General features: G+C 68.8%; 13 protein-coding genes. 7 read left to right on the forward strand and 6 right to left on the reverse strand.

All coding sequences use genetic code 11. The features are described 5' to 3' along the window. The first annotated feature begins 164 nt into the window (after positions 1-164). From M1D40_RS17820 to M1D40_RS17835, 4 genes are read left to right on the forward strand one after another with little or no spacing between them, the layout of a single operon-like run. Positions 165-1,586 carry an aldehyde dehydrogenase family protein gene (locus tag M1D40_RS17820; protein WP_461169715.1) on the forward strand — a complete coding sequence of 474 codons (1,422 nt, stop codon included), beginning with the start codon at positions 165-167 and terminating at the stop codon, positions 1,584-1,586. Then, positions 1,583-3,166 (forward strand): D-glycero-beta-D-manno-heptose 1-phosphate adenylyltransferase, encoded by a 1,584-nt coding sequence (rfaE2, locus tag M1D40_RS17825; RefSeq protein ID WP_461169716.1) that lies wholly within the window; start codon positions 1,583-1,585, stop codon positions 3,164-3,166. The genes M1D40_RS17820 and rfaE2 overlap by 4 nt, the downstream gene beginning before the upstream one ends. Continuing rightward, a complete protein-coding gene (locus M1D40_RS17830; protein WP_461169717.1) occupies positions 3,163-4,104 on the forward strand; it encodes a glycosyltransferase family 2 protein in 942 nt (313 codons plus the stop codon). The genes rfaE2 and M1D40_RS17830 overlap by 4 nt, the downstream gene beginning before the upstream one ends. Positions 4,105-4,140: 36 nt before the next feature. Continuing rightward, a complete protein-coding gene (locus M1D40_RS17835; RefSeq protein WP_461169718.1) occupies positions 4,141-4,332 on the forward strand; it encodes a DUF2795 domain-containing protein in 192 nt (63 codons plus the stop codon). Positions 4,333-4,366: 34 nt separating this feature from the next. Here the strand turns inward: M1D40_RS17835 and M1D40_RS17840 are convergent, their stop codons facing one another. From M1D40_RS17840 to M1D40_RS17860, 5 genes are all read right to left on the reverse strand, one after another. Then, positions 4,367-4,723, reverse strand: a complete 357-nt coding sequence (locus M1D40_RS17840) for a hypothetical protein (protein ID WP_461169719.1) — start codon at positions 4,721-4,723, stop codon at positions 4,367-4,369. A 108-nt stretch (positions 4,724-4,831) separates the two neighbouring features. Next, positions 4,832-5,422, reverse strand: coding sequence for a hypothetical protein (locus M1D40_RS17845; RefSeq protein WP_461169720.1), 591 nt, complete (start codon positions 5,420-5,422; stop codon positions 4,832-4,834). A gap of 56 nt (positions 5,423-5,478) precedes the next feature. Beyond that, on the reverse strand, positions 5,479-6,840 hold the full coding sequence (locus tag M1D40_RS17850) for an MATE family efflux transporter (protein WP_461169721.1): 1,362 nt from the start codon (positions 6,838-6,840) through the stop codon (positions 5,479-5,481). A gap of 9 nt (positions 6,841-6,849) precedes the next feature. After that, positions 6,850-8,106 (reverse strand): MFS transporter, encoded by a 1,257-nt coding sequence (locus M1D40_RS17855; protein ID WP_461169722.1) that lies wholly within the window; start codon positions 8,104-8,106, stop codon positions 6,850-6,852. Positions 8,107-8,135: 29 nt separating this feature from the next. Next, on the reverse strand, positions 8,136-9,083 hold the full coding sequence (locus tag M1D40_RS17860; protein ID WP_461169723.1) for a DUF4031 domain-containing protein: 948 nt from the start codon (positions 9,081-9,083) through the stop codon (positions 8,136-8,138). A gap of 123 nt (positions 9,084-9,206) precedes the next feature. On the opposite strand from M1D40_RS17860, the gene M1D40_RS17865 reads away from it, so the two are divergent. Together M1D40_RS17865 and M1D40_RS17870 are read left to right on the forward strand one after the other, a co-directional pair. Beyond that, positions 9,207-10,316 (forward strand): WD40/YVTN/BNR-like repeat-containing protein, encoded by a 1,110-nt coding sequence (locus M1D40_RS17865; protein ID WP_461169724.1) that lies wholly within the window; start codon positions 9,207-9,209, stop codon positions 10,314-10,316. Then, positions 10,316-10,609 carry a MoaD/ThiS family protein gene (locus M1D40_RS17870; protein ID WP_341394497.1) on the forward strand — a complete coding sequence of 98 codons (294 nt, stop codon included), beginning with the start codon at positions 10,316-10,318 and terminating at the stop codon, positions 10,607-10,609. Before M1D40_RS17865 ends, M1D40_RS17870 begins: the two co-directional genes overlap by 1 nt. Before the next feature lie 202 nt (positions 10,610-10,811). On the opposite strand, the gene M1D40_RS17875 is transcribed toward M1D40_RS17870, so the two are convergent. Continuing rightward, positions 10,812-11,603 (reverse strand): transglycosylase family protein, encoded by a 792-nt coding sequence (locus M1D40_RS17875; RefSeq protein WP_341394498.1) that lies wholly within the window; start codon positions 11,601-11,603, stop codon positions 10,812-10,814. 420 nt (positions 11,604-12,023) lie between these two features. Here M1D40_RS17875 and M1D40_RS17880 point away from each other — a divergent pair, with 420 nt between their 5' ends. Further along, positions 12,024-14,009: an APC family permease gene (locus M1D40_RS17880; RefSeq protein WP_341394499.1), complete on the forward strand. Its 1,986-nt coding sequence runs from the start codon at positions 12,024-12,026 to the stop codon at positions 14,007-14,009. Positions 14,010-14,019 lie beyond the last annotated feature (10 nt).

Consider the following 14,019-nt stretch of genomic DNA (forward strand, 5'->3'; position numbering starts at 1 on the left):
CCTGCCGGCGGCTGTTTCTCTGGCCCCACCCTAGGGCCTGGCCCGGCCGATCCCAACCGCAGGACGCGAGGAAAAATCTTCCGCTGCCGATCCGTGTGAACCGCGGCCAAACGGGTAGGAACCCTACACACGAAGTTGCCGCGTATCCGATCCCGAGGAGTTCCATGTCAGCCAGCGTCGCCTCCGCCCCTTCCTCCGTCAGCACGGATTCCCCGGTTGGCCGGGTGGCAGTGCGCAATCCTTCCGACGGCACACTGGTGGGGGAATTGGACGCGGCGGGCCTGGAGGAGGTCCGCGCTGCCGTCCGGGCAGCCCGGGCGGCCTGTCCCGGGTGGGCAGCCACCGACCCGGCCGTGCGCGGCCAGGCCCTGCGGGCAGCGGCGGCCGCCGTGGCTGCGCATGCCAGCGAGCTCGCGGACCTGAACAACCGCGAAACCGGAAAGCCCGTGGAGGAAGCGCTCGGCGGCGTGGCCGCCGGCGTCGCCACCCTGGAGCAGTACGCCGAACTGGGACCGGTGCACCGCGGGCTGAGCCTGCGCGGCTCGGTGCTGGCAGCGGACTACACCGTCACCGAACCGCGCGGCGTTGCAGTGCTGCTCACCCCGTGGAATGACCCGGTGGCGGTGGCGGCCGGCCTGATCGGCGCGGCGCTGGTGACCGGAAACGCCGTCATCCACAAGCCCAGCGAACGTTCCCCGCATACCGGGGCGCTGCTCGGGTACCTGCTCTCGCCGTTTTTCCCGCCGGGTGTCATGGCCACCCTCACCGGCGGCGCCGAAACAGGTTCCCTGCTGAGCATGGAGACCGGCGTCGATGTGCTGGCCCATGTGGGTTCCAGTTCCTCCGGAGCGCGGATCGCCCGTGCCGGCGCGCTCACCGGGGCGCACGTGATCCGGGAAAACGGCGGCAATGATCCGCTCCTGATTGATGCCGGAGTGGACCCGGAATGGGCAGCCGGGCAGGCGGCCCTCGGGGCGTTCAGCAACAGCGGCCAGATCTGCACCGCCGTCGAGCGCATCTATGTGCACCGCGACGTCGCCGATGCGTTTTGCGAGGCCCTGGTCGGCGAGGCCCGCCGCCGCAACCTGGACGCCGCGCAGGCGCCGCTGGTGGATGAACGGCTGCGGACCGCGGTGCATGCGCAGGTCACCGAAGCCGTCCGCGACGGCGCGGTGCTGGCCGAAGGAGGCGTCGTCCCGCCCGGGCCCGGCGCCCACTACCCGGCCACCGTGCTGTTGAACTGCACGCAGCAGATGGCGGTGTTCACGGAGGAGACTTTCGGCCCGGTTGCGCCCGTGCAGGTGGTGGACAGCTTCGACGAAGGGCTGGCACTGGCGGCCGGGGACAGATTCGGTTTGGCCGCCACGGTCCTCACACCGCTCATCGATTCCGCGCACCGCGCCGTGGCTGCCCTGCCGGTGGGAACGGTAAAAATCAACGCGGTGTTCGGCGGCGCACCGGGCGGCTCGGCGCAGCCCCGCGGGGAGAGCGGCAGCGGATTCGGGTACGGTCCGGAACTGCTGGACGAATTCAGTCTGGTCAAGGTTGTCCACGTGGGCATCCCGCAGATGCCGGGGCAAAAGTGAGGAGCCCGCAGGACCTGGCGGGGCTGCGCAGCCTGGCGCCGTGGCTGCCCGGCCTCCTTGCCGGGAAAGCACCGCGCATCGCCGTGGTCGGGGACGTCATGCTGGACGGCTGGTGGTCCGGAACCACGGACCGGTTCTGCCGCGAAGCACCCGCGCCGGTGGTGGACATCGAACGCCGGGACTACTCCCCGGGCGGAGCAGCCAACACTGCAATGAACCTGCAATCCCTCGGCGCCCGGGTACGGTTGGCCGGGCTGGTGGGCGAGGACGAACCCGGACGGCGGCTGCGGGGCCTCCTCGCCGCCGCCGGCATCGACCTGCAGCACCTGCAGTCCCATCCGGCCGCCCGCACCGCCACCAAATACCGCGTCCAGGCCGGCGAGCAGGTCCTGCTGCGGATGGACGACGGCGGGAGTCCGGTTCCGGCCGAGGCGGAGGAACACCTGGCGGGATCCCTGGATGCATGGCTGGAGGACACGGACGCCGTGGTGGTCTGCGACTACGGGACGGGCCTGCTGCACGGGATGCTGCGGGACGCACTGGTTGCCGCACGCGGCAGCAGGTTCACCGTGGTCGACGCGCACGATCCGGCTCTCTGGGCCGGGCTGGCCGCCGACGTCGTCACCCCCAACGCGCAGGAAGCGGCCCGGCTGCTGGACATCACGCTGCAGCCGGAGGCGGACCGCGCCGAACAGTTCATGGGGCGCGGCCGGGAGCTGCTGCACGCTGCCGGCGCCGGATCCGCCGTCGTTACCCTGGACCGCGAGGGCACTGTCCTTCTCGCGGGGGACGGCACTGTGCACCGGACCTGGGCCCGCCCGGCCGCGGAGAAACACGCGTCCGGGGCAGGCGACACCTTTGTGGCATGCCTGACCCTGGCCCGGGCAGCCGGGCTCCCGCTGAGCACGGCAGCGGATTTGGCGCAGAATGCCGCCGACATTGTGGTTCAGCGCGCCGGAACCTCCGTCTGCACCACGGCGGACCTGACGCTGCATCTCACCGCCCTGGCCGACACGGCGCTGCCGCCGGGGGAACTGGGTGAACGCGTGGCTGCGGACCGGGCAGCCGGCAAGCGGATAGTGCTCACCAACGGCTGCTTTGACGTGCTGCACCGCGGGCACACCCGCTATCTGCAGCAGGCCAAGGCCCTGGGTGACGTCCTCGTGGTCGCACTGAACGGCGATGATTCGGTGACCCGCCTGAAGGGGCCGGACCGGCCGATCAATCCGGTCCATGACCGCGCCGGAGTCATCGCTGCGCTGAGCTGCGTCGATTACGTAACCGTCTTCGACACCGACACTCCAATTCCGCTGATTGAGGCACTGCGCCCGGACATCTATGCCAAGGGCGGCGACTACTCCCCCGAAATGCTGCAGGAAACTCCGGTGGTGAGGGCGCTTGGCGGCCAGGTGCGGATCCTGGACTATGTGGCGGACCATTCCACCAGCGCCGTCGTGCAGCGGATCCAGGCATCGTCGCTGCGGCCGGGCAACCCCCGGCAGCAGGTGGACGCTGAGCAGGCAGTGGGCCGCGGTCCCGCCGCAACCGCCGGCCAGGAGGAAGCGGGGGGCGGGCCGTGAGCCGGAAATGGTCCGGTGAATGGGGGCTGGACGACGACGGCGGCGACGTTGACGGTGTCGGGTCGGGCGAGTCGGTTGGGTCGGTTGGGTCGGTTGGGCACGCCGCTGACAAGGGAACGGGCGGCCGGCAGGTTTCCCTGCAGGTCCTGATCCCGACCCGGGACCGCGCGGCGGAATTGGCCGTTACCCTGGCCGGGCTCGCAGCCCAGGACGGTCCCTCTTTCGGTGTTGTGGTCAGCGACCAAAGTCCCGGACCGCCGTCCTGGGAGCATCCGGCGGCGGCCGCAATGGTTCGGGTGCTCCGTGCCCAGGGACGCCCGGTGCGGCTGGAGCGGAACCTGCCGGCGCGCGGCCTGGCACAGCAGCGCCAGCATTTGCTGGACCTGGCCGAAGCGCCGCTGGTGCTCTACCTGGACAACGACGTGTGGCTGGAGCCGGATATGCTGCGGCGGATGGCCGGGGCGCTGGCGGAGGCGGGCTGCGGGTTTGTCGGCGCAGCAGTACAGGGCCTGTCCTACCTGCGGGACCGACGGCCCCGCGAGCAGGAATCCTTTGAGCCGTGGTCCGGGCCGGTCCTGCCGGAGCGGATCCGCCGCGGCGGGCCGGGATTCAACCGCTGGCCGCTGCACAACGCCGCGAACCTTACCCACCTCGCCGCGCGCCTGGATGTTCCTGCCGGTTCCTGGCAGCTCTACAAGGTGGCCTGGGTGGGGGCCTGCGTGCTCTTTGACCGCCGGAAACTCGTGGACTGCGGAGGATTCGAGTTTTGGCAGGACCTGCCGCCGGGGCATTCCGGCGAAGATGTTGCCGCGCAATGGCAGGTCATGGAGAAGTACGGCGGTGCGGGTTTGGTTCCGTCCGGCGCCGTGCACCTGGAATCGCCCACAACGGTCCGGGACCGTTCCACAGACGCTGCCGAGCAGATGTTCGGACAGTGAGCAAAGCTGCATACAACACCAAACCGAAGGAGCATCATGGCTGACAAACCAAGCCCGATCGACATTCAGAAGGCATTGGGCGGAATGGATTACCCGGCGTCCAAGGACGAGATCGTGAAGAAGGCCCAGGACTCCAAGGCTGATTCCTCGGTGCTGGATGCGCTGGAAGGCCTGCCCGAACGCCAGTATGACGCCCCGACCGACGTCAGCAAGGAAATCTTCGACTGATGCCGCGGCAGCTGCTGCCCTGCGGACCGGCTGCTTAGGCCGTCGGGTCCGTGGGGCGGGAGTCCGTGGTGCGGGGGTCACTGTCGGCTGCGCCGGGAGCAGTACCGTCCGCGTCAGGCGTGGCACCGGGGCCGCCCACGCTGCCCGCGCCGCCGGGAATCTTGGCCGAGCTGCGGTTGACTCCGGACCCTTCGCTGAGGTGGTCCGGATTGGGCTTTTCCGTCATCAGCAGCAGTGAGCACACCAGCAGCGAGACGATAAAGGCGATGCCGGCGGCGGTAAAGGCCAGGTCCAGCCGCAGTTCTTTGTCCGCGCCGCCTGTGGCGAAGATCATGGTGGCGACGCCCGCAACGACAGCCAGGACGGCTGAAAAAATGAGCGGGGCCTTCACGGAGTTCCGCTTTTGCGGCCCACCGGATGAGCTGTTCGCCACTGTCTTTCCTCCTGCTGCGTTGGTGTTCACGGGTTCTACAGTACGTAGAACCCGGAGTTGTTCAGTTTACGGCTTTTCCCGGGCTCCCGCTGCCGGGTGTGATCCCGCCTGCGACCGGGCGTCCCAGCGGGCACCCAGTCCGGAGGTGGCCAGCACTACGGCAATAATGATTGCCGAGCCGCCGGAGACGCCCAGCATCGCGTGCGCGCCCAGGCCCATGACCTGCACGGCGACGAGAATGGCGGCGGTTCCCAGGCTCACCGCTCCGGTGATCAGCCAGTCCCGCGCGGGGAGGAAGGCACTCCGGGCCTTTGCCCAGAGGAAGAGCTCCACGGCCCCTCCCACCAGCAGCGCGGCTCCGGCCGCGGCGCAGAAGGCCTCAACCGAGCGGAGCGCGAGGACGGCGAGGCCGGCCACGGCGTACACGCCGGCTTCAAGGAGCTGCAGGGTGCGCACCCGGGCCTGGGCACGGATGCCGGCCAGCACGGCCATCCGCCATACGGCGGCGGCGGTAAACAGCAGATAGAGTCCGCCCGCGAACGAGAGCACGTTCAAGCCCGGAGACTGCCAGAAGACGGTCAGGATGCCGAAGGCTGCCGCTGCGGCCGAGCGCAGGAGGATGGGTACCCACGGGGTTCCGTGGTTCGAATCTCCCACTGCTGAGCCTCCGCTTTTCGATAACGAGTTGTCTGGCCGGTTGGCCACCAACCAGCTTAGTCGCTTGCGGCGCCCGGCGCCGCCCCGGTGACCATCCAGGCATCCTGCCTGATCCGCAAGGTCAGCGTGACCGCCCGCGCACTCATGTAGCCGAGGGCAAAGGCCGCCCACAGCCAGGCAATACCCTCCGGGCCGGCCAGGTCAGAGACCCGGACCCACCACAGCAGCGGAAGGTAGGCCAGCAGGTTCAGCACTCCGGTGAGGGCCAGATAGCGGGCATCGCCGGCGCCGATGAGCACCCCGTCCAGCACAAACACCAGCCCGCAGATCGGCTGCGAGGCTGCCAGCACCCACAGGCCGGCGGTCAGCGCGGACTGGACACCGGCGTCGGGCGTGAAGATCCAGCCGGCGAAGGGCGCAGCCGCGGCCAGCAGCAGGCCGGTGATGACCCCGAAGCCCACACCCCACCGGACCATCCGCCGGGTCAGTTCTCTGGCCAGCGACCGGTTTCCCGCGCCCAGTTCCTTGCCGATAAGTGCCTGCGCGGCGATCGCCAGGGCATCCAGGGCGAAGGCCAGGAACGTGAAGACTGTCATCACCAGCTGGTGGGCGGCCAGGGACTGCGGACCCTGCGCCGTGGCAACCAGCACCGCGGCCAGCACGGCCACGCGCAGGCTCAGCGTGCGCAGCATGAGCCAGGAGCCAACATGCGCGGTGGCGAGGATCCCCGCCGGAGAAGGGCGCAGCGTCACTCCGGCCCGCCGGGCCATCCGACCCACCAGCACCAGATAGACCGCCGCCATCCCCCACTGCGTGATGCTGGTGCCCAGTGCGGAGCCGGCCACGGACAGGTTGAAGCCGTAGACCAGCAGGTAGTTCAGGCCAATGTTCACGCCAAAGCCGATCCCGGCCACGGCCAGCGGGGTGCGCGTGTCCTGCAGCCCGCGCAGCACCCCGGTCGCGGCCAGGACCACCAGCATGGCGGTCAGCCCCGGCATCGAATACTGCAGGTAGTCCACCGCATACCGGTGCACCTCTCCGGTGGCCCCCAGGGCGGACGCCAGCCACGGTGCGGAGAGGATGCCGGCTGTGGAGAGCAGCACGCCCAGGATCAGCGCCAGGCCAATCCCGTCGCGGCCGGCTGCCACCGCCTCCCGGTGCCGGTCACCGCCCAGGAATCGCGCCACGGTCCCGGTGGTCGAATAGGCAAGGAACACCATGAGGCCGACGGCGGTCTGCAGCACGGTGGATGCCAGCCCCACTCCGGCGAGCTGGTTGACGCCCAGATGTCCCACAATGGCGGAATCAGCGATCAGGAACAGCGGTTCGGCGATGAGCGCACCCAGCGCCGGAACGGCCAGTGCCAGGATGCGGCGGCCCAGGGCCGGGCTGGAAGTCTGCGATGAAGAAGTGCCCACGGTTCCAGCCTACGGTTTTTCGAGCGCGGGACTGGCCGGGGCGGCACCGGACTCCGGAGTGAGCACCGCGGCGGCTGCGGCTGCGGCCGCCGCCAGCAGCAGTCCCACAAAGGCGCTGAGCCCGGCCCAGCCCCATAGCTGGAAGAAAAAGCCTCCGGTCCAGCCGAGCACGCTGGAGCCCGCGTAATAGAACAGGTTGTACAGGGATGAGGCCTGGGCGCGGCCCTCGGTGGCCAGGAAGGGCGCCCAGCCGGACGCGATGGAGTGCGCGGCGAAAAAGCCTCCGGTGAACACCACCAGTCCGGTTATCACGGCCGGAAGCCAGGGAGCCAGCGTCAGCGCCAGCCCGGCGGCCATGACTGCTGTTGAACCCAGCAGGACGGTCCGGCGACCGCCGTGGGCGGAGAGCCGGCCGGCGAGGGTTCCGGCCGCCCGGGAGGACCAGGTGCCGGCGAGATACGCCAGGAACAGGAAGCCGGCAACGCTCTGCGGCAGTGAAAACGGTGCCTCACCCAGCCGGAATCCCAGATAGTTGTACACGGCCACGAACCCGCCCATCAACAGGAATGCCTGCAGGTACAGGCCTGCCTGCCGCGGATCGCGCAGCTGGGCCAGCAGCCGCCCGCCGAGGCCCGGGCCGGGATCGGAGCGCCGCAGCGGCGAGAACCCCTGCTGCTTTGGTGCCGTCAGCAGAAACACCACGGCGGCCGCTGCGGCGAGGAGACTGACAACGCCGACGCCGATCCGCCAGTTGGCGACCTCGCTCATCGGAGCAGCCACGATGCGCCCCGCCAGGCCCCCGATGGTGGTGCCCGATACGTAGCTTCCCGCGGCGACGGCGGCATGTACCCGGGAGACCTCCTCGCTCAGGTAGGCCAGGGCGACGGCGGGGATTCCGCCCATCGCGGCGCCCTCGATAAAGCGCAGCACCAGCAGCGCGGGCAGGCTGGGGCTGAACGGAACCGCCAGGCCCAGGACGACGGCGGCCAGGATCGCCAGCCGCATCACCGGAAGCCGGCCAAAGCGGTCAGCGGCGGCAGACCAGGGAATCACCGCCGCGGCCAGGCCCAGTGTGGCCGCGGAAACCGTCAGGGCTGCGGAGGAGGCGGAGATCTCCAGGTCCGCAGCGAGACCGGGCAGTACCCCCTGCAGTGAATACAGCTGGGCGAAGGTGGCCATGCCGGCGGCGGCCAGGCCGATGAGCACGCCGCGGTACCCGCGGCTGCCTTTGGCATGCCCGGTCCACGGCTCCCCGCTGCTGTTCACCCCTGCTCTCCCGTACGCACAGTAGAACTCTAGGGCGTCCTCCCGGCTTTCCCGGAGTCGGCGCCGGGATCGGCGGCGGGATTGCCGGCGGGATTGCCGGCGGGATTGCCGGCGGCCGCAGCGAGCTCCGACTCCAGATTCCGCCGTGCCGGTTCTTCCCAGCGCGCCCGGGCTGCGGCAGTGGAGAAGATGGGTTCCAGGGCAAGCAGCCCGCGAACCACCCGCCGTCGCCCGGACGCGAACTGCGCATCATCCAGGTGCCGGTACTCGCGGCGAACGTCGGACAGGTAGCGTGCATAGGCTGCCGGTTCCCGGGCCAGCACGGCCAGGTCCGCATCGCACAACACCTGGGCGGCGGAGTCACCGGCCGCGGGATCATGCCCCGCCGTCACCCGGATCAGCCGCTGCACTTCGCGGATTTCCGACACCGGAACCCCCGCCTCGGCCAGCAGGGCTGCGGCCAGGCGGGCCGATTGTTCCTCGTCGTCGGGAGCGCCCCGGTACACGGCGTCGTGGAACCAGGCGGCGAGGAGGAGCGGGCGCGGCGGCGGTCCGTCCCACAGCAGTTCCACCGCTTCCAGGACCGCGAGCAGGTGCCGCCGGTCATGGTACCGGCGGTCCGGTTCGCCCCAGCGGTTCAAAAGCTCCGCGCCCAGCTCCCGGTTCCCCGGCAGCAGAGCCTCCCACCGGGTGAGCAGCGGATGCACCAGCGAAGCGCTGCGCTCCCGGGCCTTGATCCGCAAACCGCTGCGGATCAGCAGGCGCACCAGGGTGCCGCCGTCGACCTCCACGGCTCCCCGGGCCACCAGATCCCGGTAGCGGCGGGCCGGAACGTCGTAATGGTCCAGATCAAACGCACGGAAAGCTATTCCGGCATCCGCAGCGAAGCTGTGCAGCTCGGCCAGCGAGGTGTCGGACACCAAGTGGGAGAACACGGTGTTGTGCGCCGGCCACCGCGGCGGGTCAATGTAAATCATCGGGCAGGTCCCCGGTGCAGCAGGAAAGACATTCCTTATACCTACCGGAGAGAAGGAAGTATTTCCATGCGGCTCCGGCAACGGGGCCTTGTCCGCAGGCGCGGGGCGTGGTCGAATGTTCGCATGAAAAACGGGGACACCGCGGTCCTGGCCATCGGCACCAAGAAGGGCCTGTGGCTGGCCGAGAGCGCCGACCGCCAAGCATGGAATGTCACCGGTCCGCACTTCCTGATGGACGAGGTCGCCTCCCTGGCGATCGACACGCGCGGCGGTACGCCCCGGATCCTGGCCGGCATCATGAACTGGCACTGGGGCCCCTGCGTGGTGCACTCCGATGACCGCGGCGCCACCTGGAGCGAACCGGAGGACGGCGCCGTCAGGTTCCCCGAGGACACCGGCGAGGCACTGGCCCGGGTCTGGCAGCTGCAGCCCGACAGCGACGCGCGGCCCGGGGTGGTGTGGGCCGGTGCCGAGCCCATCTCCGTGTGGAAGTCCACGGACGGCGGCGAACACTTCGAAATGAACCGGCCGTTCTGGGACCACCCGCACCGGAGCGAGTGGGGCGCCGGCTTCGGCGGCGCGGCTGCCCACACGGTGCTGCCGAGCCCGGCGGACGACAGCGTGCACGTCGCCATCAGCGCGGCAGGGGTGTACCGCACGGACGACGGCGGCGCCTCCTGGGCGCCCCGCAACAACGGCATCAGCGCCTACTTCCTGCCCGATCCCCATCCTGAGTTTGGCCAGTGCGTGCACAAGGCAGCCCGTGACGCCGGCGACCCCCGCCGGCTCTACGCGCAGAATCACCACGGCGTGTACCGCTCCGACGACTCCGGAGACTCCTGGGTTTCGATTGCCGAAGGGCTACCGGCCGACTTCGGCTTTGTCATGCTGGCCCACCCCACCCGGCCCGGCACCATCTGGACCATTCCCCTGAAGGCCGACGGCGAGCGGATCCCGCCGGACGGCCATCCGGCGGTCTACCGAAGCACCGATGCCGGCGGAACCTGGACACGGCTGGACCGCGGCCTGCCCGAGACGGACTTCAACGCCGTGCTCCGCGATGCAGCCGCCGTAGATAACGGGGAACCTGCGGGCGTGTACTTCGGCACCCGCGGAGGCCAGGTGTTCGCCAGTGCCGACGAGGGCGACACCTTCTCGCTGGTGGCGGGAAACCTGCCGGATGTGCTGTGCGTCCGGGCCGGAATTGTTTCCGCGGAGCCGGAGCCGGCCTGATGACTGCGCAACCCGTGCGCCTGGTGCTGCCGGCGGCGCTGTCCACCGCCGCAGAAGGGCACCGCGAGCTGCACCGCGCCGCCGGGACAGGCCTCACCGCAGCCGGGCTGCTGGACGGCCTTGCGGTGGACTACCCGCGTCTGGAGCGCCGCATCCGGGACGAGGCCGGCCAGCTGCGCCGCTACGTCAACGTTTACATCGACGGCGAGGAACTGCGTGCCCTCGACGGGCTGGCAAGCACGGTGCCCCCGGGAGCCGAAGTCCTGATCCTGCAATCCATTGCCGGAGGGTAGCCCTCTCCGAAGCCGGTCCGTCAGGCGCCTGCCCCGGGATGCGCGGGCGAAGGATAAGCACGGCAGGGGTTAACGACACAACAGGCACTAAGACACAGCAGACATTAAAAACAGCAGGCACCCCGCCGGTCAGCGGGACGCCTGCTGTTCACGGAACCCGCGGTTCGGCGGGACTCCTCTGTTGTCTTTCCTGATCCGGTGGTTAGGCCGGCAGCTGCAGCACGTGGCCGGTGAAGATCAGGTCGGGGTGGATGACCGTGTCGGCGTTGGCGTTGTACAGCGCCTCCCAGCCACCCTCGATGCCCAGCTTCTCGGCGATGATGGACAGGGTGTCACCGGACTGGATGGTGTAGGTTTCACCGCTCAGCGCCGGGGCCGGGGTCTGTACCGGAGCCGGAGTCTGCACCGGTGCCGGTGCAGCAACCTGGGCCTCAGGCAGGACCTGGGTCTGCGGCACTACGGCTTCCGGAGCAGCCTGGGGCTGCGGTGCGGCGTAGGTCTCGGCCGGGACAGTTTCCTGGACCGGTGCTTCCGGGACGTACTGCTGCGTCGTTTCCGGTGCCACATATTCCTGAGCGGCCGGCGGTGCGACGTATTCCTGGGTGGCCTGCGGGGTCACCGTCTGGCTCTGGGCGCTCACCGAACCGGCACCGCCGGACAGGCCCAGCTTGGCGGAGCAGGCGGGCCAGGCTCCCCAGCCCTGGCCGGCAAGTACGCGTTCGGCCACGGCGATCTGCTGTTCACGGCTGGCGGACGTGGGATCGCCCTGCCCGCCAAAGGCGGCCCAGGTGCTCGGCGTGAACTGCAGTCCGCCGGAGAACCCGTTTCCGGTATTGATGCTCCAGTTACCACCGCTTTCGCACTGTGCCAGTGCATCCCATGTACTCGCGTCGGCAGCCTGGGACGGTACTGCGGTCAGGGCGAGGCCTGCACCTGAGATGGCTGCAACAGCAAGTCCCCGGCGCACGTTTCGGCTGATCTTAGACTTGGTCATTAGTGTGGCTGCTCCCAGGGTCCACCGGCGTTCCACCCCTCCCGGGGCTTCTCTACGCTGCCGCCAACCCATGAAATATCGAGGGCATGGTTACGGTGCCTGACGAAGTGGCGACATCTGGTGGCTCGCGGCACCGAGCGTGCGGCTGCACCTGGAACGGCGCCAGCCTGGTCGCCGGACATCTATTTGGTCCGGCCGGGGGTCCGGTCTTTCCCGAACCGTTAACCACGGTAAGGGACGTCTTGCCTACACTCCAAACGAATCCAAATTGGTATCTATCACACTCAATCGTTACCGTTTCGATACCCGCGGGAACAAGCCAATCTGCTATAAGGCCGGCGGCCGGCTGTGCGAAAGCTCATCTCCGGTGCCGCCCCGCCTTGTGGACAGCCGCTGACGCCGGGTCTAGGGTTTGTCCACGTGCTCACATTCTTCAATGCGTTAAAGCGCATTCTTGTCGGGCGTCCGTACGGCAATGAACGGCTCTCGCGCACTCTCCTGCCCAAGCGCATCGCCCTTCCCGTATATGCGTCCGATGCCCTGTCATCAGCGGCTTACGCTCCTGATGAAATCCTGCTGACCCTGGCACTGGCCGGAGTGACCGCCGTAACCCTCTCACCCTGGGTTGGCCTGGCGGTCATTGTGGTCCTCCTGACGGTCGTGGCCTCCTATCGGCAGAATGTGCATGCGTATCCGTCCGGCGGCGGAGATTATGAGATTGCCAGCAGCAATCTCGGCAAGCCGGCGGGATTGACGGTGGCATCCGCCCTGCTGGTCGACTACGTCCTCACGGTCGCGGTATCCATGTCCTCGGCCTCCCACTACCTCATAACGGCGGTACCCGCGCTCAACGGCATGCAGGCACCAATAGCAGCCGTCGGCGTCGCCGTCCTGGTCCTGGTGAATCTGCGGGGCATCCGTGAAGCCGGCGCATTGTTTGCCGTGCCCACTTACCTGTTCATGGCCTCGGTGCTCGGCATGTGCGCCTTCGGAGCATTCCAGGCAGCCGCCGGAACCCTGGGCGATTCGCCCTCCGCTGCTTTTGACCTCGTTCCCGAGTCCGGGCTGGACAGCGGGCTGGTGGGCCTGGCCGGAGCGTTCCTGCTGCTGCGCGCCTTCTCCTCGGGTGCCGCGGCGCTGACCGGGGTGGAGGCCATCAGCAACGGCGTGCCGACGTTCCGCAAACCCAAGAGCACCAATGCGGCTACAACGCTGCTGCTGCTGGGCGTCGTGTCCGCGTCCATGCTGGCCGGGATCCTGTCCCTGGCCAGCGCCACCGAGGTCCGGGTGGTCCAGGACCCGGAAACCCAGCTGACCCTGAACGGCAGCCCTGTGGGTCAGGACTACGTGCAGCACCCGGTTATCAGCCAGCTGGCGGAAACTGTCTTCGGCGACGGGAGCATTCCCTTCTACATTGTGGTGGCAGCCACCGGGCTGATCCTGGTGTTCGCCTCGAACACTGCATTCAACGGTTTCCCGGTACTCGCCTCCATCCTGGCGAAGGACGGTTTCCTGCCCCGGCAGATGCGCACCCGCGGCGACCGCCTGGCGTTCAGCAACGGCATCATTGCCCTGGGGCTGGGAGCCCTGGCGCTGATATTCGTCTTCGACGCCGATGTCACCCGGCTGATCCAGCTCTACATCGTTGGTGTCTTCGTGTCCTTCACCGCCAGCCAGCTGGGAATGATCCGGCACTGGACCGGCAAGCTGCGGACCGAACGCAGCCGTGAAGTCCGGCACCGGATGCAGCGGTCACGGGCCATCAACGCCGTCGGTTTTGGCATGACCGCACTGGTGCTGCTGATCGTCCTCGTCACCAAGTTCACCCACGGAGCGTGGATAGCCCTGCTGGCGATGGGCGGGCTGTACCTGCTGATGTTCACCATCAGGGCACATTACGACTCCGTGGCCCGGGAGCTCTCCGTCGAGGACGACCACCGCGGGCTGGCCCTCCCTTCCCGGGTGAACGCGGTCATCCTGGTGTCAAAGGTGCACAAGCCTGCCCTGCGGGCGCTGGCCTACGCCAGGGCGTCCCGGCCCTCCAGCCTCAACGCCATCATCGTGGACATCGACCCGGAGGACACCGAGCGCGTGATGGAAGAGTGGGAGCGGATGCAGATCCCGGTGCCGCTGACCGTGCTGTCCTCGCCCTACCGGGAGACCGTCTCCCCCGTTCTCGACTATTTGCGCGAGGCCCGGCGCACTGCCCCGCGCGAACTGTTTGTGGTCTACATCCCCGAGTACGTCGTCGGGCGCTGGTGGGAGCAGCTGGTGCACAACCAAACGGCGCTGCGGATCAAGGCGCGGCTGCACTTTGAGCCCGGCATCATGGTCGCCAGCGTTCCCTGGCAGCTTGCCTCCAGCCGCGACCGCGACGCCGCCCCGACGCCGGGCTCCGGGCTCTGACCCGCGATTT

The organism is Arthrobacter sp. Z1-15 (genome assembly GCF_054792395.1).